Origin of the sequence: Pseudomonas lurida, assembly GCF_013522705.1 — a bacterium.
In the GTDB taxonomy this organism is placed as follows: Bacteria; Pseudomonadota; Gammaproteobacteria; order Pseudomonadales; family Pseudomonadaceae; genus Aquipseudomonas; species Aquipseudomonas quebecensis.
Map to the genome: position 1 here is coordinate 294,269 of NZ_JAAMRE010000001.1, position 18,589 is coordinate 312,857.

General features: G+C 62.0%; 18 protein-coding genes. 16 read left to right on the forward strand and 2 right to left on the reverse strand.

Annotated elements, in window-relative coordinates; translation table 11 throughout:
• Nucleotides 1-24: 24 nt before the first annotated feature.
• Entirely contained in the window at nucleotides 25-1,746 is a 1,722-nt protein-coding gene (gene aceK / locus G7025_RS01295) for a bifunctional isocitrate dehydrogenase kinase/phosphatase (protein WP_181076042.1), read from the reverse strand.
• Between the two features lie 204 nt (nucleotides 1,747-1,950).
• Here aceK and G7025_RS01300 point away from each other — a divergent pair, with 204 nt between their 5' ends.
• The 3 genes from G7025_RS01300 to G7025_RS01310 all read left to right on the forward strand — a co-directional run bounded on the left by G7025_RS01300 (nucleotide 1,951) and on the right by G7025_RS01310 (nucleotide 5,344).
• Nucleotides 1,951-2,847, forward strand: coding sequence for a DMT family transporter (locus tag G7025_RS01300; protein ID WP_181076044.1), 897 nt, complete (start codon nucleotides 1,951-1,953; stop codon nucleotides 2,845-2,847).
• 66 nt (nucleotides 2,848-2,913) lie between these two features.
• A complete protein-coding gene (locus tag G7025_RS01305; RefSeq protein WP_181076045.1) occupies nucleotides 2,914-3,705 on the forward strand; it encodes a CPBP family intramembrane glutamic endopeptidase in 792 nt (263 codons plus the stop codon).
• 73 nt (nucleotides 3,706-3,778) lie between these two features.
• The gene (locus tag G7025_RS01310; protein WP_181076047.1) at nucleotides 3,779-5,344 is read left to right on the forward strand and encodes a methyl-accepting chemotaxis protein; all 1,566 of its coding nucleotides are present in this window, start codon (nucleotides 3,779-3,781) and stop codon (nucleotides 5,342-5,344) included.
• A gap of 80 nt (nucleotides 5,345-5,424) precedes the next feature.
• Here the strand turns inward: G7025_RS01310 and G7025_RS01315 are convergent, their stop codons facing one another.
• Nucleotides 5,425-6,117, reverse strand: a complete 693-nt coding sequence (locus G7025_RS01315; protein WP_181076049.1) for an alpha/beta family hydrolase — start codon at nucleotides 6,115-6,117, stop codon at nucleotides 5,425-5,427.
• A gap of 78 nt (nucleotides 6,118-6,195) precedes the next feature.
• Between G7025_RS01315 and ccoN (G7025_RS01320) the strand changes: the two genes are divergently transcribed.
• The 13 genes from ccoN (G7025_RS01320) to G7025_RS01380 all read left to right on the forward strand — a co-directional run bounded on the left by ccoN (G7025_RS01320) (nucleotide 6,196) and on the right by G7025_RS01380 (nucleotide 18,580).
• Entirely contained in the window at nucleotides 6,196-7,620 is a 1,425-nt protein-coding gene (gene ccoN / locus G7025_RS01320) for a cytochrome-c oxidase, cbb3-type subunit I (protein ID WP_181076051.1), read from the forward strand.
• Nucleotides 7,621-7,630: 10 nt separating this feature from the next.
• Nucleotides 7,631-8,239 (forward strand): cytochrome-c oxidase, cbb3-type subunit II, encoded by a 609-nt coding sequence (gene ccoO, locus G7025_RS01325; protein WP_181076053.1) that lies wholly within the window; start codon nucleotides 7,631-7,633, stop codon nucleotides 8,237-8,239.
• 3 nt (nucleotides 8,240-8,242) lie between these two features.
• Nucleotides 8,243-8,449, forward strand: coding sequence for a cbb3-type cytochrome oxidase subunit 3 (locus G7025_RS01330; RefSeq protein WP_003175459.1), 207 nt, complete (start codon nucleotides 8,243-8,245; stop codon nucleotides 8,447-8,449).
• Nucleotides 8,446-9,393, forward strand: coding sequence for a cytochrome-c oxidase, cbb3-type subunit III (ccoP, locus tag G7025_RS01335; RefSeq protein WP_181076055.1), 948 nt, complete (start codon nucleotides 8,446-8,448; stop codon nucleotides 9,391-9,393). The genes G7025_RS01330 and ccoP (G7025_RS01335) overlap by 4 nt, the downstream gene beginning before the upstream one ends.
• Nucleotides 9,394-9,763: 370 nt before the next feature.
• Nucleotides 9,764-11,206, forward strand: coding sequence for a cytochrome-c oxidase, cbb3-type subunit I (ccoN, locus tag G7025_RS01340; RefSeq protein WP_181076057.1), 1,443 nt, complete (start codon nucleotides 9,764-9,766; stop codon nucleotides 11,204-11,206).
• Nucleotides 11,206-11,814, forward strand: a complete 609-nt coding sequence (gene ccoO / locus G7025_RS01345; RefSeq protein WP_181076059.1) for a cytochrome-c oxidase, cbb3-type subunit II — start codon at nucleotides 11,206-11,208, stop codon at nucleotides 11,812-11,814. The genes ccoN (G7025_RS01340) and ccoO (G7025_RS01345) overlap by 1 nt, the downstream gene beginning before the upstream one ends.
• 6 nt (nucleotides 11,815-11,820) lie before the next feature.
• Nucleotides 11,821-12,006, forward strand: coding sequence for a CcoQ/FixQ family Cbb3-type cytochrome c oxidase assembly chaperone (locus G7025_RS01350; protein ID WP_016775513.1), 186 nt, complete (start codon nucleotides 11,821-11,823; stop codon nucleotides 12,004-12,006).
• Nucleotides 12,003-12,965: a cytochrome-c oxidase, cbb3-type subunit III gene (gene ccoP, locus G7025_RS01355; RefSeq protein ID WP_181076061.1), complete on the forward strand. Its 963-nt coding sequence runs from the start codon at nucleotides 12,003-12,005 to the stop codon at nucleotides 12,963-12,965. Before G7025_RS01350 ends, ccoP (G7025_RS01355) begins: the two co-directional genes overlap by 4 nt.
• Nucleotides 12,966-13,143: 178 nt before the next feature.
• The gene (locus G7025_RS01360; protein ID WP_181076063.1) at nucleotides 13,144-13,398 is read left to right on the forward strand and encodes a type II toxin-antitoxin system Phd/YefM family antitoxin; all 255 of its coding nucleotides are present in this window, start codon (nucleotides 13,144-13,146) and stop codon (nucleotides 13,396-13,398) included.
• Nucleotides 13,398-13,808 carry a type II toxin-antitoxin system VapC family toxin gene (locus G7025_RS01365; protein ID WP_181076065.1) on the forward strand — a complete coding sequence of 137 codons (411 nt, stop codon included), beginning with the start codon at nucleotides 13,398-13,400 and terminating at the stop codon, nucleotides 13,806-13,808. Before G7025_RS01360 ends, G7025_RS01365 begins: the two co-directional genes overlap by 1 nt.
• A 207-nt stretch (nucleotides 13,809-14,015) precedes the next feature.
• Nucleotides 14,016-15,431, forward strand: a complete 1,416-nt coding sequence (ccoG, locus tag G7025_RS01370) for a cytochrome c oxidase accessory protein CcoG (protein WP_181076067.1) — start codon at nucleotides 14,016-14,018, stop codon at nucleotides 15,429-15,431.
• Between the two features lie 30 nt (nucleotides 15,432-15,461).
• Nucleotides 15,462-16,001, forward strand: a complete 540-nt coding sequence (locus tag G7025_RS01375) for a FixH family protein (protein WP_181076069.1) — start codon at nucleotides 15,462-15,464, stop codon at nucleotides 15,999-16,001.
• 128 nt (nucleotides 16,002-16,129) lie between these two features.
• Entirely contained in the window at nucleotides 16,130-18,580 is a 2,451-nt protein-coding gene (locus G7025_RS01380; protein ID WP_181076071.1) for a heavy metal translocating P-type ATPase, read from the forward strand.
• The last annotated feature ends 9 nt before the right edge of the window (nucleotides 18,581-18,589 follow it).

Consider the following 18,589-nt stretch of genomic DNA (forward strand, 5'->3'; position numbering starts at 1 on the left):
CAGAATTTGCTTAACGACCGTTGCTCAAGATATTTCTCCCCACCTGCGCCGGTACGGAAACACATCGATCACCTTGCCCGCGCGAATCGCCTCCTGCAGGCCTTTCCAGTAATCGGCGTTGTACAACTCGCCATGCAATTCATCGAACAGCTTGCGCTGGCCGGCGTCGGCGAACAGGAACGGCGGGAATTCTTCCGGGAACACATCCAGCGGACCGATGGAATACCAGGGTTCGCTGGCCATTTCGTCTTCGGGGGTGCGCGGCGCGGGTATGTGACGAAAGTTGGCCTCGGTGAGAAAGCAGATTTCGTCATAGTCGTAGAACACCACACGGCCATGGCGGGTGACGCCGAAGTTCTTGAGCAGCATGTCGCCGGGGAAGATGTTCGCGGCCGCCAACTGCTTGATGGCCAGGCCGTAGTCTTCCAGGGCTTCGCGCACCTGGGCATCGTTCGCGTTTTCCAGGTAAAGATTAAGCGGGGTCATGCGCCGTTCGGTCCAGCAGTGGCGGATCAGCACGGTGTCGCCCTCCACTTCGACGGTGTCGGCGGCGACCTCCAGCAGTTCGGCCAGACAGTCGGGGTCGAATTTGCTCAACGGAAAGCGAAAATCGGCGAACTCCTGGGTATCGGCCATGCGCCCGACGCGGTCGACGCTTTTTACCAGCCGATACTTCTCAATTACCGTGGCGCGGTTGACGTTCTTGGACGGCGAGAAACGGTCCTTGATAATTTTGAACACCGTATTGAAGCCCGGCAGGGTAAACACGCTCATCACCATGCCGCGCACGCCGGGAGCCATGATGAACTGATCGTCGGTGCTCGCCAGGTGGTTGATCAATGCGCGGTAGAACTCCGACTTGCCATGCTTGTAGAACCCGATCGAGGTGTACAGCTCGGCGATGTGCTTGCCGGGCAGGATGCGCTTTAAAAAACCGACGAACTCCGCCGGCACCGGCACATCCACCATGAAGTAGGAGCGGGTGAACGAGAAGATGATCGACACCTCGGCCTCGTCGGTGATCAATGCGTCGATGCGGATGCCCTGGCCTTCACGGTGCAGCAGCGGGATCACCAACGGCCATTGCTCGTCGCGGGTATAGATGCGCCCCACCAGGTAGGCCCCTTTATTGCGGTAGAGCACCGAGGAAAACAGCTCGACTTTGAGGTCCGGGTCTTTGCACACCCAATCCGGCAGGTTTTCCCGCAGTTGGGCTTCGAGCCTGCGCAAGTCGGCCGCCAGGTCGGCGTAGGGCTCGCTGAACCGGAAGTCCTCAACGATCTGCCCGAGCATCTCGCCAATCTGCCCGGCCGGCGCGTAGACGCGGGTTTGCGCCGCTCGTGCGCGCCGCAGGCTGGGCCGGGTGGTGTGGATAAACATGCAGCCGTCGCTGATCAAGTCATGGCTGAACAGGCCGCAGAAGATCGAGTTGTACCAGGTCTCGGACAACTCATCGTCGAAGCGCAGATCGATCAGGCCGATATAGGCGCTTTTCACCAGGGGCCACAGGTCGATGTCCAGCAGATCGCCGGCATCGAACGCGGCGCGCAGACGCGCGGTGACTTCACCGACCTTTTCTTCATACAGATTGATACGCGCCGCCGATGCCGCCTGGCCCAGCTGCCACTGGGCCTTTTCGAACCGCTCGCGGGCACCGTCGGTGATCCGCCGAAAATGTTCGCGGTAATCGTCGAAGCCTTCGAGGATCGTACGGGCGATGGCGAGGGCGGGCGTGGGTTGCGACATGCGGGAAACCTCGAACGGGCATCTGGAAGCCCTTGAGCTTAGCCAGTGCGCGAACCCAGGAGAAGAAGGTTTTTTGCGGCGCGGGTCCGCCCCATGCAAACCCTGCATCCGCCATGGAGCGGCTTTACCTCGCCCAGCAATCAGGGATTGTGTCAGGCAGGCCTCTGGGCAACACTCGCCGGCTTATTGGCGTAGGAGTTTTCCGTGAGACCTGTCGACACCCTGTACCTGCTGGGGCTGGCCGCTATCTGGGGCGCGAGCTTTCTGTTCATGCGCATCATCGCGCCGGAAATCGGTACGCTGCCGACTGCATTTTTTCGCGTGTCGATCGCCGCCGCCGGGCTGCTGGTGATGTTGGCCGCGATGCGCGTGAAATGGGATTTCCACGGCAAATTCTGGACTGTCCTGCTGCTGGGGGTGATCAATTCCGGGATCCCCGCGACGATGTACTCGGTGGCCGCCCAAGTCCTGCCGGCCGGCTATTCAGCGATTTTCAACGCCACTACGCCGCTGATGGGCGTATTGATTGGCGGCCTGTTTTTCAGCGAACGCCTGACCTTCTCGAAAATCGCCGGTGTGTGCCTGGGCCTGATGGGCGTGGCCGTGCTCACCCGCGCCGGGCCGATGGCATTCGACCTGCCCTTGCTGATGGGCGCCCTCGCCTGCCTGCTGGCCACCACTTGCTACGGTTTTGCCGGTTTCCTGGCACGCCGCTGGCTGGATCAACGCGGCGGCCTGGACAGCCGCCTCGCCGCCCTGGGCAGCATGCTCGGCGCTAGCTTGTTTCTGTTACCCCTTTTCGCCGTCAGCGCGGTGTATCAGCCTCCGGCCAGTTGGGGTGGCTGGCGGGTCTGGGTATCGTTGCTGGGCTTAGGGTTGGTGTGTACGGCGTTGGCCTACGTGCTGTACTTCCGCTTGCTGACGGCCATCGGTCCAGTGCGTTCGATGACCACCACGTTCCTGATCCCACCGTTCGGGGTGCTGTGGGGCGCGTTATTACTGGATGAACCCCTGTCGATGGCCCACCTGTATGGCGGGGTGTTGATTGCGGGCGCGTTGTGGCTGGTGCTGCGCGTAGGGAGGCGGGCCAAGACCTTGTAGCCAGGTTTCATGCGGGTTGCAGGGATGCTCGCTATAATGCCGCCCGTTTTTTTCAAGGATCTTCCCATGCTGACATTGCCCTGGCTGTACCTGGCACTGCTTTCCATCGGTTATGTAACAGCCCTGGCTTACGGCCAACTCGGCGCGCTGGCGGTTGTATCAGTCGCCCTGTTGTGGTTCGCCGGCTATGCCGTGCGCCGGCAACGCGCACCCTGGGCGCGCTACGTGGGCCATGGTTTGTTTATCGTAGTGGCGCTGGGCCTGGCGATGCACTGGCTGCCCGGTTTCTACAATGGTCGCGGGATCGACCCGCAGCGCTTCACCCCCGATGCGGTGCCGTTCTCGATGTACTTGAACCAGGACAAACCCCTCATCGGCTTCTGGCTGCTGCTGGCCTGCCCCTGGATCGTGGCCCGGCGTGCGTTGCGCCTGTCGATCTGCGTCACCGCCCTGGCCTTGACCCTGACCGCCATCGCGGCCCTGGGCGGCGCGGCCCTGCTCGGTGTCATCAGTTGGGCACCGAAATGGCCGGACCAGGCCTGGCTGTGGGTGCTCAATAACCTGCTGCTGGTCACGCTGGTGGAAGAAGCGCTGTTCCGTGGCTACATTCAAGGCGGCTTGAGCCAACGGTTCCAGCACCTGCCCTACGGCGATAACCTCGCACTGCTGCTGGCATCACTGTTGTTCGGCCTGGTGCATGTGGGCGCGGGGTGGCACTGGGTGCTGCTGGCGAGCATCGCCGGGGTCGGCTACGGCCTGGCTTTCCGGTTTGGCGCCCTGGGCGCGGCAATTGCCACGCATTTTGGCTTGAACCTGCTTCACTTCGGGTTGTTTACGTATCCGATGCTGGCCGGCTGATTGTTGCAAAAATAAGTTAAATAAACCTCCGTGCCGGTCGATACCCCCTGAAAGCCTTGCGGATTGAACAATCATGCGTAATAACCAACCCGTTACCCAGCGCGAACGTACCTTCCCCGCTCAGCAACGGTTGATCTCCACCACGGATGCCAAGGGCGTGATCACTTACTGTAACGACGCGTTTGTCGAAATCAGTGGGTTCAGCCGTGAAGAACTGCTGCGCGCCCCGCATAACCTGGTGCGTCACCCGGATGTACCGGCGGCTGTATTCGCGCACATGTGGTCGACGCTCAAACAAGGCTTGCCATGGATGGGCATTGTCAAGAATCGCTGCAAGACCGGTGATCACTACTGGGTTAACGCCTATGTAACGCCGGTCTTCGATGGCAACCAGGTGATCGGCTACGAATCGGTGCGGGTCAAACCCACCGCCGAGCAGATCCGCCGGGCCGAAGCGCTCTATCAACGCATCAACCAGGGCAAGTCGGCGATCCCACGTCGCGACAAATGGCTGCCGGTGCTGCAGGACTGGCTGCCGTTTATCCTGGTAAGCCAGTTGAGCTTTATGATCGGTGCGTGGCTCAACTCCCATTGGGGCTTCGCCCTGGCCGCCGCACTGTCGGTGCCGTTGGGCCTGCTGGGGCTGAGCTGGCAACAGCGTGGCCTCAAGCGCCTGCTGCGCCTGGCCGAGCAGACCACCTCCGACCCGTTGATCGCGCAGATGTACACCGACAGCCGTGGCGCCCAGGCGCGCCTGGAGATGTCGATTCTCAGCCAGGAGGCACGCTTGAGGACATGTCTGACGCGCTTGCAGGACACTGCCGAGCATCTCAACGACCAGGCGGCGCAATCCAACACCCTGGCGCACAACAGCTCCAGCAGCCTGGAACGCCAGCGTGTGGAAACCGAGCAGGTGGCCACCGCCGTCAACCAGATGGCCGCGACCACCCAGGAAGTCGCCAGCCATGTGCAACGTACTGCCGATGCCACGCAGGAAGCCAACCGCCTCACCGGTCGTGGCCGCGATATCGCCGGGGAAACCCGCGAGGCGATTCAGCGCTTGTCCACCGCCGTGGGCGAAACCGGCGTGACCGTGACCCAACTGGCCAAGGACAGCGACGAGATCGGTGGTGTGGTCGACGTGATCAAAGGCATTGCCGACCAGACCAACCTGCTGGCCCTGAACGCGGCCATCGAAGCGGCGCGCGCCGGGGAAATGGGTCGCGGCTTCGCAGTGGTGGCCGACGAGGTGCGTCAGCTGGCGCAACGCACCACCGAGTCCACCGGACAAATCCATGCGTTGATCGCCAAGCTGCAACAAACCGCCAGCGCGGCCGTGCAGACCATGGACGCCGGGCATCGCCAGGCCGAAGAAGGCGTGGCGCGGGTGATGGAAGCGGATCAGGCGCTGGTGGGTATCAGCGAGGCGGTGGCGCACATCACCGACATGACCAGCCAGATCGCCGCCGCGACCGAGGAGCAAAGCTCGGTGGCCGAAGAGATCAGCCGCAATATCAGCACGATTGCGCTGCTGGCCGATCAAACCTCGGAACAGGCACTGAACTCGGCGCAACTGAGTGAGGAGCTGACTCATACAGCTAACAGCCAGTATTCCTTGGTCGAGCGTTTCAACCGATAGACCGCTATCGGGGTGTAGAACCTTCCTGCATTTTGATTGTGAGTACATCAAGTGTGGGAGGGGGCTGCCCCCGATAAGCCTTAACAGGCACCGAGAAACCTGCCCACCCGCACCGCCGCAGCCTCCAGATGCTGCTCATGACTGAACCCGGAAGCCTTCAATGGCTTCAAGTCATGATCCCCCGCCACCAGCCACATCACCTCGATGCCCGGCGATAACGCATAACTCTCTACCGCGGCCCGATTGCCCAAGGCATCGCGCTCACCCTGCACGATCAACGTCGGCGTCTTCAGCTCGGCCAAATGTTCGACCCGGGGTTTCTGCGGTTTGCCTACCGCGTAGAACGGGTACCCCAGGCACACCAGTGCGTCGGCGCCCAACTCGTCGGCCAACAGGCTGGCCATGCGCCCGCCCATGGACTTGCCGCCAACAGCCACGGCCCCAGCGACATGACGTCGCACCTCGGTGTACACCTCGCGCCAGGCCTGCAGCAATGTCGGCGCCGGGTTTGGCGGGCGTTTTCCACCGTCGATGCGACGCTGGGCCATATACGGAAATTCGAAGCGCAACACGCTCACGCCATGCCCGGCGAGGCGTGCAGCCATGTCGTTCATGAAGGGTGAGTCCATCGGAGCGCCGGCGCCGTGGGCCAGGATCAGCGTCACCGGCCGCCCCGCCGCCGTGTTCGAGGCGACATCCCAGAGCCAGCCGCGTTCCCGCACACACTGCGCCCATTGATCCCCGTCAATACTGGCCTTGTGCTCTTTGCCCATGCTTGCCTCGCTATTCAGTCTGCCTATAACTCCAGCCCAAGTGCCGCTCTGCTTGGGTTGAACCGTGGATGGGGAACCATGAACACTACTTTAAGTACCGCCTATAACTACAAGGTGGTCCGCCAATTCGCCATTATGACGGTGGTGTGGGGCATCGTCGGCATGGGGCTCGGGGTTTTTCTCGCTGCCCAATTGGTCTGGCCTGCGCTCAACTTCGACTTGCCCTGGACCAGCTTCGGCCGCCTGCGCCCGCTGCATACCAACGCGGTGATCTTCGCGTTCGGTGGCTGTGCGCTGTTCGCCAGCTCCTTCTACTCCGTGCAGCGTACCTGCCAGACCCAGCTGTTCGCGCCGAAAATCGCTGCGTTCTGCTTCTGGGGCTGGCAACTGGTGATTCTGCTGGCCGCGATCAGCTTGCCGCTGGGCTACACCAGTTCCAAGGAATACGCCGAGCTGGAATGGCCGATCGACATTCTGATCACCATCGTCTGGGTGGCTTACGCCATCGTGTTCTTCGGCACGGTGATGAAGCGCAACACCAAGCACATCTACGTCGGCAACTGGTTCTTCGGTGCGTTCATCATCACCGTGGCGATCCTGCATATCGTCAACAACCTGGAAATCCCGGTCAGCCTGACCAAGTCCTATTCACTGTACGGCGGTGCGACGGATGCCATGGTGCAATGGTGGTACGGGCACAACGCAGTAGGCTTTTTCCTCACCGCCGGTTTCCTCGGCATGATGTATTACTTTGTGCCCAAGCAAGCCGAGCGTCCGGTGTATTCCTATCGCCTGTCGATCGTGCACTTCTGGGCATTGATCACCCTGTATATCTGGGCCGGTCCGCACCACCTGCACTACACCGCGCTGCCGGACTGGGCACAGTCGCTGGGCATGGTGATGTCCCTGGTCCTGCTGGCGCCAAGCTGGGGCGGCATGATCAACGGCATGATGACCCTCTCGGGCGCCTGGCATAAGTTGCGCAGCGACCCGATCCTGCGCTTTTTGGTGGTGTCCCTGGCGTTCTACGGCATGTCGACCTTCGAAGGGCCGATGATGGCAATCAAGACCGTCAACTCGCTCTCCCACTACACCGACTGGACCATCGGCCACGTACACGCCGGCGCCCTCGGCTGGGTGGCGATGATCTCCATCGGCGCGCTGTACCACATGATCCCGAAAGTCTTCGGTCGCGAGCAGATGTACAGCCTTGGCCTGATCAACGCGCACTTCTGGCTGGCCACCATCGGCACCGTGCTCTACATCGCCTCGATGTGGGTCAACGGCATCGCCCAGGGCCTGATGTGGCGTGCGATCAACGACGATGGCACCTTGACCTACTCCTTCGTCGAAACCCTGGTGGCCAGCCACCCAGGCTTCATCGTGCGGCTGGTGGGCGGTGCGGTATTCCTCAGCGGCATGTTGCTGATGGCTTACAACACTTGGCGCACCGTGCGTTCGGCACAGCCTGCCGAAGTTGCCACCGCCGCGCAGATGGCCTGAGGAGTCGATGATGAAACACGAAACGATTGAAAAAAACGTCGGCCTGCTGATGCTGCTGATGGTGCTTGCCGTAAGCATCGGCGGCCTGACCCAGATCGTCCCGCTGTTCTTCCAGGACGTGACCAACAAGCCGGTCGAAGGCATGAAGCCCTACACCGCGCTGCAGCTGGAAGGCCGCGACATCTACATCCGCGAAGGCTGCGTGCAGTGCCACTCGCAGATGATCCGCCCGTTCCGCGCCGAGACCGAACGCTACGGCCACTACTCGGTGGCCGGTGAAAGCGTGTGGGACCACCCGTTCCTGTGGGGCTCCAAGCGCACCGGGCCGGACCTGGCACGCGTCGGCGCGCGCTACTCGGACGACTGGCACCGTGCGCACTTGTACAACCCGCGCAACGTGGTGCCTGAGTCGAAAATGCCGGCCTACCCGTGGCTTGTCACGGCCCAGGTCGACAGCAGCCACACCGAGACCAAGTTGAACGTAATGCGCACCCTCGGCGTGCCATACACCGACGACGACATCAAGGGTGCCGTGGCCAGCCTCAAGGGCAAGACCGAGATGGACGCACTGGTGTCGTACCTGCAAGTGCTCGGCACTGCCATCAAGAGCAAGAGGTGAGCCATGGGATTTGAATTCGATGCGGGCACCATCCGCGGCCTTGGCACGCTGGTCGTCGCCATCGCTTTTATCGGCCTGTCGCTGTGGGTGTTCAACAATCGGCGCAATGCGGAGTTCGAGCAGGCGCGCCTGCTGCCGTTCGCCGATGAGCCCACCGCCACCCCATCCGACGCTCAAGAAGAGCCTGCAATAAGGAGCACTCGGCCATGACCCTGTTCTGGAGTACATGGATCTGCGTACTGACCCTCGGCAGCCTGATCGGGCTGACCTGGCTGCTGATCGGCACCCGCAAGGGCGAGACCAAGGGCAGTGTCGACCAGACCATGGGCCACGCCTTCGATGGCATCGAGGAATACGACAACCCGCTGCCCCAGTGGTGGTTCATGCTGTTCGCCGGCACCCTGGTGTTCGCGGTCGGCTACCTGATCCTCTACCCGGGCCTGGGCAATTGGAAAGGCGTGCTGCCGGGCTATGAAGACGGCTGGACCTCGGCCAAGGAGTGGGAGAAGGAGATGGCCAAGGCCGACACCAGGTTCGGGCCGATCTTCGCCAAATTCGCAGCGATGCCCGTGGAAGAAGTGGCCAAAGACCCACAGGCGCTGAAAATGGGCGGCCGCCTGTTCGCCTCCAACTGCGCGGTGTGCCACGGCTCGGACGCCAAGGGCGCGTATGGCTTCCCGAACCTGGCCGACAACCTGTGGCGCTGGGGCGGTTCGGCCGAGGCGATCAAGGCCACCATCATGAATGGCCGCCACGCAGCAATGCCGGCCTGGGGTGAAGTGCTGGGCGAGGACGGGGTGAAAAACGTCGCGGCCTATGTGCGTCATGACCTGGCCAAGTTGCCGCTGCCGGCCGACAGCGCCGCCGATCTGGCCGCCGGCCAGGCCACCTTCAATACCACCTGCGTCGCCTGTCACGGCCCGCAAGGCCACGGTGTGGAAGCCATGGGCGCGCCTAACCTGACCGAGCCCGGCGGCTTTATCTACGGCACCAGCCTGGCGCAACTGCAGCAGACTATCCGTCACGGCCGCCAAGGCCAGATGCCCGCCCAGGAAACCCTGCAGGGCAATGACAAGGTGCATTTGCTGGCGGCTTACGTGTACAGCCTGTCCCACAACGCTGATGGCGCAAAGCCAGAAAGCCAGGCGCAATAAGCGCTGACGGCCGCCCCTCCCGGGGCGGCCCTTTTTTTACCGGCGGCGGTTCCTGACCGAGCCGCGCGACCAAGTGTCGCACCCCTCTCAGGCAAACCTTTCCCCTCCTCCCATTCGGGTCTACGCTTGCTTGCACAGTGGACCGATCCTGGTGTGCGCGACGAGCAGCGTTGCGACCCGCAAATTTTCCTGTCCACTCGATCAGCTTTCGATTTCGGATTTTGTCCTTACGCTAAATATGGAAAGGGCGCAGAATCTGGCGTGGAACGCATTGATACAGGTCAGCCATTGCGTTGCAATGACCCCTCGCTTTCTACATACTTGCGGCCGATTTTTACCTATAAAAAAACCTAAACCGTGGAACCTTAGAATGAGCACAGCAATCAGTCCGACTGCTTATAACTATAAGGTAGTCCGCCAGTTCGCCATCATGACGGTGGTCTGGGGGATCCTTGGCATGGGGCTCGGGGTGTTCATCGCCTCGCAACTGGTCTGGCCGGAATTGAATTTCGACCTGCCCTGGACGACCTTCGGTCGCCTGCGCCCGCTGCACACCAACCTGGTGATCTTCGCCTTCGGCGGATGTGCATTGTTTGCCACCTCCTACTATGTCGTGCAGCGAACCTGCCAGACGCGACTGATCTCCGATAGCCTCGCCGCCTTCACCTTCTGGGGTTGGCAAGCGGTCATCATCGGCGCCATCGTCACCTTGCCGCTGGGTTACACCACCACCAAGGAATACGCCGAGCTGGAATGGCCGATCGCGATTTTGCTCGCCATCGTCTGGGTGACCTACGCAGTGGTGTTCTTCGGCACCATCGTCAAGCGCAAGACCAAGCATATCTATGTGGGCAACTGGTTCTACGGTGCCTTCATCCTGGTGACGGCGATGCTGCATATCGTCAACCACGCCTCGTTGCCGGTCAGCCTGTTCAAGTCCTACTCGGCCTACGCCGGTGCAACGGACGCGATGATCCAGTGGTGGTACGGCCACAATGCCGTAGGTTTCTTCCTGACCACCGGGTTCCTGGGGATGATGTACTACTTCGTGCCCAAACAGGCCGAACGCCCCATCTACTCCTATCGCCTGTCCATCGTGCACTTCTGGGCGCTGATCACCCTGTACATCTGGGCCGGCCCTCACCACCTGCACTACACCGCGCTGCCGGACTGGGCGCAGTCCTTGGGCATGGCCATGTCGATCATCCTGCTGGCGCCAAGCTGGGGCGGCATGATCAACGGCATGATGACCCTCTCGGGCGCCTGGCATAAGTTGCGCACCGATCCGATCCTGCGCTTTTTGGTGGTGTCGCTGGCGTTCTACGGCATGTCGACCTTCGAAGGGCCGATGATGGCGATCAAGACCGTCAACTCGCTCTCCCACTACACCGACTGGACCATCGGCCACGTACACGCCGGCGCCCTCGGCTGGGTGGCGATGATCTCCATCGGCGCGCTGTACCACATGATCCCCAAACTGTTCGGCCGCGTGCAGATGCACAGCGTCGGGCTGATCAATACGCACTTCTGGCTCGCCACCATCGGCACGGTGCTTTACATCGCTTCGATGTGGGTCAACGGCATCACCCAGGGCTTGATGTGGCGTGCGATCAACGATGACGGCACCCTCACCTACTCCTTCGTCGAAGCGCTGCAAGCCAGCCATCCGGGTTACATCGTCCGTGCCCTGGGCGGCGCGTTCTTTGCTACCGGCATGCTGTTCATGGCCTATAACGTCTGGCGCACCGTGCGTGCCTCCGACCCGGCCGAAGCCGAAGCCGCCGCCAAGATCGCCGTTGTGGGAGCCCACTGATGAAGCATGAAGTCGTCGAGAAGAATATCGGCCTGCTGGCCTTCTTCATGGTCATCGCCGTGAGTATCGGTGGGTTGACCCAAATCGTTCCGCTGTTCTTCCAGGACGTGACCAACAAACCGGTCGAAGGCATGAAGCCGCGCACCGCCCTAGAACTGGAAGGCCGCGACGTCTATATCGCCAACGGCTGCGTGGGCTGCCACTCGCAGATGATCCGCCCGTTCCGCGCCGAAACCGAACGCTACGGCCACTACTCGGTGGCCGGTGAAAGCGTGTGGGACCACCCGTTCCTGTGGGGCTCCAAGCGCACCGGCCCGGACCTGGCCCGTGTCGGCGGGCGTTACTCCGATGACTGGCACCGTGCGCACTTGTACAACCCGCGCAACGTAGTGCCTGAGTCGAAAATGCCGGCGTACCCGTTCCTCGTGGAAAACAAGCTCGACGGCAAGGACACCGCGAAGAAGATGGAAGTCCTGCGCACCCTGGGCGTGCCCTACACCGACGAAGACATCGCTGGTGCAGCCGCTGCGGTGAAGGGCAAGACCGAAATGGACGCATTGGTGGCCTACCTGCAGGGCCTGGGCACCATCATCAAAAGCAAACGGTGATTCTTCATGGATATCGGGATGATTCGCGGCCTGGGCACCGTTGTGGTGATGGTGGCCTTTATCGGCCTGGCGCTGTGGGTGTTCAGCCCCAAGCGCAAGTCGGAGTTTGACGACGCAACCATGCTGCCCTTTGCGGATGACCCCGAAGCCATCAAGCACGTCGAGCAAGCTTCTAGGAGTAACAAAGAATGACTACGTTCTGGAGTCTGTACGTCACAGTCCTCAGTCTGGGTACCATCTTCGCCCTGACCTGGCTGCTGCTGTCGACCCGCAAGGGCCAGCGCGCCGAGCAAACCGACGAAACCGTCGGCCACTCGTTCGATGGCATCGAGGAGTACGACAACCCGCTGCCCAAGTGGTGGTTCATGCTGTTCGTCGGCACCATCGTCTTTGCCCTCGGTTACCTGGTGCTTTACCCGGGCCTGGGCAACTGGAAAGGCCTGCTGCCGGGCTACAACTACCTCGACAACGACAAACAAACCCCTTTCGCCAACGGCCAGACCGGCTGGACCGGCGTACACGAATGGGAAAAGGAAATGGCCAGGTCGGATGCCAAGTTCGGGCCGATCTTCGCCAAATTCGCGTCGATGCCGATTGAAGAAGTCGCCAAAGACCCGCAAGCACTGAAAATGGGCGGCCGCCTGTTTGCCTCTAACTGCTCGGTGTGCCACGGCTCCGACGCCAAAGGCGCCTATGGCTTCCCCAACCTGACCGACGCCGACTGGCGCTGGGGCGGCGAACCCAACACCATCAAGGAAACCATCCTCAAAGGCCGCCACGCGGTGATGCCAGGCTGGGCCGAAGTGATCGGCGAACAAGGCGTGGCCGATGTGGCCGGCTTTGTGGTGACCAAACTCGACGGGCGCAAATTGCCTGAAGGCGCCAAGGCCGACGTGGCCAACGGTGAAAAACTCTTCGCCGCCAACTGCGTGGCCTGCCACGGCCCTGCCGGCAAAGGCACCCCCGCCATGGGCGCGCCCGACCTGACTCATCCCGGCGCGTTCATCTACGGTTCGAGCTTCGCTCAGTTGCAGCAAACCATCCGCTACGGCCGCCAGGGCCAGATGCCTGCACAGGAGCAACTGCAGGGCAACGACAAGGTGCACTTGCTCGCGGCGTATGTTTACAGCTTGTCACAGAAGCAGGATTAGAACTCAAGCCGCAAGCGACACGAGAAAAGCCCCGTACAGCGAACGCTGGCGGGGCTTTTCTCGTTCAAGATGCAGCGATAACTCAAACGACGCTCTACCCCTTGTGGCTTGCCGCTTGAAGCTTGCCACCGGAGAGTAGTAACGTAACTACATTCACCCCGACAAGTGGGAGGCCCCCATGACCATCACGACCATTTCCAGCCGCGAATTCAACCAAGACACAAGTGGTGCCAAAAAAGCCACCCGCCAAGGGCCGGTTTTTATCACCGATCGCGGCAAGCCTGCCCATGTACTGCTAAGCATTGAGGACTATCAGAAACTGACAGGGCTCAATGCCGACATCGTTGACCTGTTGGTGATGCCGGAAGCGGCAGAGATCGACTTCGAAACCGAACGTGCCGTGATCACTCATCGACCCGTGGACCTCTCTTGATGTATCTACTCGACACCAACGTCATTTCTGAACTTCGTAAACCCCAGGCTGATGCAAACGTGGTCGCCTGGGCCAAAAGTGTCATTGCTCCGCGTCTGTTTATTTCGGCAATCACCTTGAAAGAATTGGAAACCGGGGTCTTGCGTATGGAGCGGCGAGACCCGGCTCAGGGGAAAGTGTTGCGAACCTGGCTCAAGCGTCATGTGATACCCGCTTTCGATGCCAGAATTCTGCCGGTGGATGCAGCCGTCGCGCTGCGTTGTGCGCACCTGCATGTGCCGGACCAAGCGAACGAAAGCGATGCATTGATTGCCGCGACCGCTCTGGTCCATGGGCTCACAGTTGTCACGCGCAACGTCAGCGATTTCAAATCCAGCGGCGTTCCACTGATCAATCCGTGGGACGAATGACCGCCTAACCGATAGGAACCGTCCATACTTCCCAAGTCAATTGATCCAGATCATGTACACCATCAATTGATTTCCCCCAACGCGACCAAAGGTCGCACCCTTGACGTACCATCGGGGGCGTATCATTACGCTACTGCAACACCCCTAATTTGACCGCGGTTGGCACGTACTGGCCGAGGCAAATCTCCACCGCCGTGGGATGCAATGATGAGCGACCAAATACCGGTACATGACGTTACCCCGCCTGCCAAACATTCGAGCCAGACGGTCGATCTCTACGCCGCGCGCGAGAAAATCTACACCCGCGCCTTCACCGGCCTGTTCCGTAATCTGCGTATGCTCGGCGGTGCCGGACTGTTCCTGCTGTACTTCGGCACAGTGTGGCTGAACTGGGGCGGTCACCAGGCCGTATGGTGGAACCTGCCGGAACGTAAGTTCTTTATTTTTGGTGCCACCTTCTGGCCCCAGGATTTCATCCTGCTGTCGGGCATCCTGATCGTCGCCGCGTTCGGCCTGTTCTTTATCACCGTGTACGCCGGGCGTGTGTGGTGCGGCTATACCTGCCCGCAAAGCGTGTGGACGTGGATCTTCATGTGGTGCGAAAAAGTCACCGAAGGCGACCGCAACCAGCGCATCAAGCTCGACAAAGCGCCGATGAGCGCCAACAAATTCCTGCGCAAGTTCAGCAAGCACAGCCTGTGGCTGATCATCGGTTTCGTCACCGGCATGACCTTCGTGGGTTACTTCTCGCCGATCCGCGAATTGGTATTCGACTTCTTCACCGGCCAGGCTGATGGCTGGTCGTATTTCTGGGTGGGCTTCTTCACCCTGGCCACCTATGGCAATGCCGGCTGGCTGCGCGAGCAGGTGTGCATCTACATGTGCCCGTATGCGCGGTTCCAGAGCGTGATGTTCGACAAGGACACCCTGATCGTCTCCTACGACCCGCGCCGTGGCGAACTGCGTGGGCCGCGTAAAAAGGGTGCGGATTACAAGGCCCAGGGCCTGGGCGACTGCATCGACTGCACCATGTGCGTACAGGTCTGCCCGACCGGCATCGACATCCGTGACGGGCTGCAGATCGAATGCATCGGCTGCGCGGCGTGCATCGATGCCTGCGACAACATCATGGACAAGATGGAATACCCGCGCGGCCTGATCAGCTACACCACCGAACATAACCTGTCCGGTCAGAAGACCCACAAGCTGCGCCCTCGCCTGATCGGCTACGCACTGGTATTGCTGGCGATGATCAGCCTGCTGGTCACAGCGTTCTTCATGCGCTCGCTGGTGGGCTTCGACGTCAGCAAGGACCGCGTACTGTTTCGCGAAAACGCCGAAGGTCGCATCGAAAACGTCTACAGCCTGAAAATCATGAACAAAGACCAGCGCGACCATACCTACGTGCTCGATGCCGACGGCCTGCCGGACCTCAAGCTGCAGGGCCGACGCGAAATCAAGGTGGCCGCCGGGGATATCGTGAGCATGCCGGTGGAACTGTCGAGTGCGCCGGAACAGGTGCCGTCGAGCACCAACGAGGTGACGTTCATCCTCAAGGATGCCGATGACCCGAGCATTCACGTCGAAGCCAAGAGCCGATTCATCGGCCCCCAGGTTCGTTAACCAATACGCCGTTAGACAGAGAGCAGAACAATGCCCGCAGCCACTGCCGCAAGCCCTTGGTACAAGCACCTCTGGCCCTGGATCATCATCGGGATCCTCGCCTGCTCGGTGACCTTGACCTTGTCCATGGTGACGATCGCGGTGAACAACCCGGACAACCTGGTCAACGACAACTATTACGAGGCCGGCAAAGGCATCAATCGTTCGCTGGACCGCGAACGGCTGGCCCAGACCCTGCAACTGCGCGCCAAGCTGCACCTGGACGAACTGACCGGTGAGGTCGAGCTGAACCTCATCGGCTACAGCAACCCCAACACCCTGCAGTTGAGCCTGATTTCGCCGACCCAGCCGGAGAAAGACCGCAAGATCAACCTGACCCGCAGCGACAGCGAACCGGGCCGTTACCTGGGCCAGGTCACCGACAAGGTCGAAGGCCGCCGCTTCGTGGAATTACTCGGCACCGAGGGTGACCGGACCTGGCGCTTGTTTGAGGAGGAAGAGGTCAGCCACGACAAGGATTTGCTGTTGGGTGATGAGCCGTTGCAGGGCGCCGAAGACCTGAAGAAGTAACTTGATTGATCGTTCCCACGCTCCGTGTGGGAATGCAGCCCGTGACGCTCAGCGTCACAAAAGCGGACGCGGAGCGTCCAGCGAGGCGTTCCTACGCAAAGCGTGGGAACGATCTGCGGAACTAAGCCATGACCAGCCCAACCCCCTGCTACCACTGCGCCCTGCCCGTGCCGCCCGGCAGCCGGTTCACCGCCCGGATCCTCGGCGAGCGCCGCGAACTCTGCTGCCCCGGTTGCCAGGCGGTGGCCGAAGCGATTGTGGCCGGGGGCCTGGAAAGCTATTACCAGCATCGCAGCGAAGCCTCGGCCAACCCCGAAGCGCTGCCGGTGCAACTGGTAGAGGAGTTGGCGCTGTATGACCGCGCCGACGTGCAAAAACCCTTTGTGCGCCATGACGGCGAACTGGCCGAAACCACCCTGCTGATGGAAGGCATCAGTTGCGCGGCCTGTGGCTGGCTGATCGAAAAGCATCTGCGCAGCCTGCCCGCCGTGGCCGAGGCGCGACTGAACTTGTCCAACCATCGTTTACAGGTCCGCTGGGCCGATGGGCAGCTGCCGTTGAGCCAGGTGCTCGGCGAACTGCGCCATATCGGCTACGCCGCCCATCCGTATCAAGCGGACCGCGCCGCCGAACAACTGGCCAGCGAAAACCGCCTGGCCCTGCGCCAACTGGGTGTAGCCGGGTTGCTGTGGTTCCAGGCGATGATGGCAACCATGGCCACTTGGCCGGAATTCAATATTGATCTAAGCCCGGAGCTGCATGTGATCCTGCGCTGGGTGGCGATGTTTCTGACAACCCCCATTGTGTTCTACAGCTGCGCGCCGTTCTTCAAGGGGGCACTGCGCGACCTGCGTACCCGCCACCTGACCATGGACGTGTCGGTGTCCCTGGCCATTGGCGGGGCCTATCTGGCCGGAATCTGGACCGCGATCACCGGTGTCGGCGAGCTCTATTTCGATGCGGTGGGCATGTTCGCGCTGTTCCTGCTGGCCGGGCGCTACCTGGAGCGGCGAGCCCGCGAACGCACGGCTGCGGCCACTGCACAGTTGGTCAACCTGCTGCCCGCCTCATGCCTGCGCGTGCAAAGCGACGGCCAGAGCGAACGCATTCTGCTCAGCGAACTGGCCGTGGGCGATCGGGTCCACGTACAGCCGGGCGCGGTGCTGCCGGCGGACGGGGTGATCCTTGACGGTCAGTCCAGCATCGACGAATCGCTGTTGACCGGCGAGTACTTGCCGCAGGCGCGCCAGGTCGGCGATAGCGTCACCGCCGGCACCCTCAATGTCGAAGGCGCGTTGACCGTTGAAGTACGCGCCCTGGGCCACGACACCCGACTGTCCGCCATCGTGCGCCTGCTGGAGCGGGCCCAGGCCGAGAAGCCGCGCCTGGCCCGGATCGCCGACCGTGCCGCGCAATGGTTCCTGCTGGGCTCGTTGATCGCCGCCGCGTTGATCGGCATGCTGTGGTGGCAGCTGGATGCGTCGCGAGCCTTCTGGATCGTGCTGGCGATGCTGGTAGCGACTTGCCCGTGCGCGCTGTCCCTGGCCACCCCGACAGCCCTCACCGCCGCCACCGGCACCCTGCACAAACTCGGTCTGCTGCTGACCCGCGGCCATGTGCTGGAGGGCCTGAACCAGATCGATACGGTGATTTTCGACAAGACGGGCACCCTCACCGAGGGGCGCCTGGCGCTGCGCGCGATTCGTCCCTTGGGCACGCTGGACAGCGACGCCTGCCTGGGCCTGGCCGCCGCCCTGGAAAACCGTTCCGAACACCCGATCGCCCGTGCCTTCGGACGCGCGCCGCTGGCCGCCGACGAAGTGCTCAGCAGCCCCGGTCTCGGCCTGGAGGGGCGTGTGGGCGAACGCCTGCTGCGCATCGGCCAGCCGGGGTTCGTGTGCGAACTCAGCGGCTGCCCGCTGCCCGCCTCGCCGGACGCCGCCGGGCAATGGCTGTTGCTCGGCGACAGCCAAGGCCCCCTCGCCTGGTTCGTGCTCGACGACCGCCTGCGCAGCGATGCACCGGCCTTGCTGCAGGCTTGCCAGGCACGTGGCTGGCGCACTCTGCTGCTGTCGGGGGACAGCTCGCCGATGGTCGCCAGCGTCGCCCTTGAACTGGGTATCGACGAGGCCCACGGTGGCCTGCGTCCCGACGACAAGCTGCACGTACTGCAACGCCTGCATCAGGAAGGCCGCACCGTGCTGATGCTCGGCGATGGCGTCAACGATGTGCCGGTACTCGCCGCCGCCGATATCAGCGTGGCCATGGGCTCGGCCACCGACCTGGCCAAGACCAGCGCCGACGCGGTGCTGCTGTCCAACCGCCTGGACGCCTTGGTGCAGGCCTTCAGCCTGGCGCGGCGCACCCGACGGGTGATCATTGAAAACCTGGTATGGGCGGGTCTATACAATGGCCTTATGCTGCCGTTTGCCGCCTTGGGCTGGATCACGCCCATTTGGGCGGCAGTGGGCATGTCCCTCAGTTCGTTGACCGTGGTGCTCAACGCCCTGCGCCTGACTCGCGTGCCGAGCGCGCCGGCCGCAGGCGCCCCCCAAGTAACCCGCCCGCTGCCGGCATGAGCCGCGCGG

Excerpts from the sequence above, each read along its gene's own strand:
- aceK (WP_181076042.1), bottom strand. The coding sequence starts at position 1,746 with ATGTCGCAACCCACGCCCGCCCTCGCCATCGCCCGTACGATCCTCGAA.
- G7025_RS01305 (WP_181076045.1), top strand. The coding sequence starts at position 2,914 with ATGCTGACATTGCCCTGGCTGTACCTGGCACTGCTTTCCATCGGTTAT.
- G7025_RS01310 (WP_181076047.1), top strand. The coding sequence starts at position 3,779 with ATGCGTAATAACCAACCCGTTACCCAGCGCGAACGTACCTTCCCCGCT.
- G7025_RS01315 (WP_181076049.1), bottom strand. The coding sequence starts at position 6,117 with ATGGGCAAAGAGCACAAGGCCAGTATTGACGGGGATCAATGGGCGCAG.
- ccoN (WP_181076051.1), top strand. The coding sequence starts at position 6,196 with ATGAACACTACTTTAAGTACCGCCTATAACTACAAGGTGGTCCGCCAA.
- ccoO (WP_181076053.1), top strand. The coding sequence starts at position 7,631 with ATGAAACACGAAACGATTGAAAAAAACGTCGGCCTGCTGATGCTGCTG.
- G7025_RS01330 (WP_003175459.1), top strand. The coding sequence starts at position 8,243 with ATGGGATTTGAATTCGATGCGGGCACCATCCGCGGCCTTGGCACGCTG.
- ccoP (WP_181076055.1), top strand. The coding sequence starts at position 8,446 with ATGACCCTGTTCTGGAGTACATGGATCTGCGTACTGACCCTCGGCAGC.
- ccoN (WP_181076057.1), top strand. The coding sequence starts at position 9,764 with ATGAGCACAGCAATCAGTCCGACTGCTTATAACTATAAGGTAGTCCGC.
- ccoO (WP_181076059.1), top strand. The coding sequence starts at position 11,206 with ATGAAGCATGAAGTCGTCGAGAAGAATATCGGCCTGCTGGCCTTCTTC.
- G7025_RS01350 (WP_016775513.1), top strand. The coding sequence starts at position 11,821 with ATGGATATCGGGATGATTCGCGGCCTGGGCACCGTTGTGGTGATGGTG.
- ccoP (WP_181076061.1), top strand. The coding sequence starts at position 12,003 with ATGACTACGTTCTGGAGTCTGTACGTCACAGTCCTCAGTCTGGGTACC.
- G7025_RS01360 (WP_181076063.1), top strand. The coding sequence starts at position 13,144 with ATGACCATCACGACCATTTCCAGCCGCGAATTCAACCAAGACACAAGT.
- G7025_RS01365 (WP_181076065.1), top strand. The coding sequence starts at position 13,398 with ATGTATCTACTCGACACCAACGTCATTTCTGAACTTCGTAAACCCCAG.
- ccoG (WP_181076067.1), top strand. The coding sequence starts at position 14,016 with ATGAGCGACCAAATACCGGTACATGACGTTACCCCGCCTGCCAAACAT.
- G7025_RS01375 (WP_181076069.1), top strand. The coding sequence starts at position 15,462 with ATGCCCGCAGCCACTGCCGCAAGCCCTTGGTACAAGCACCTCTGGCCC.
- G7025_RS01380 (WP_181076071.1), top strand. The coding sequence starts at position 16,130 with ATGACCAGCCCAACCCCCTGCTACCACTGCGCCCTGCCCGTGCCGCCC.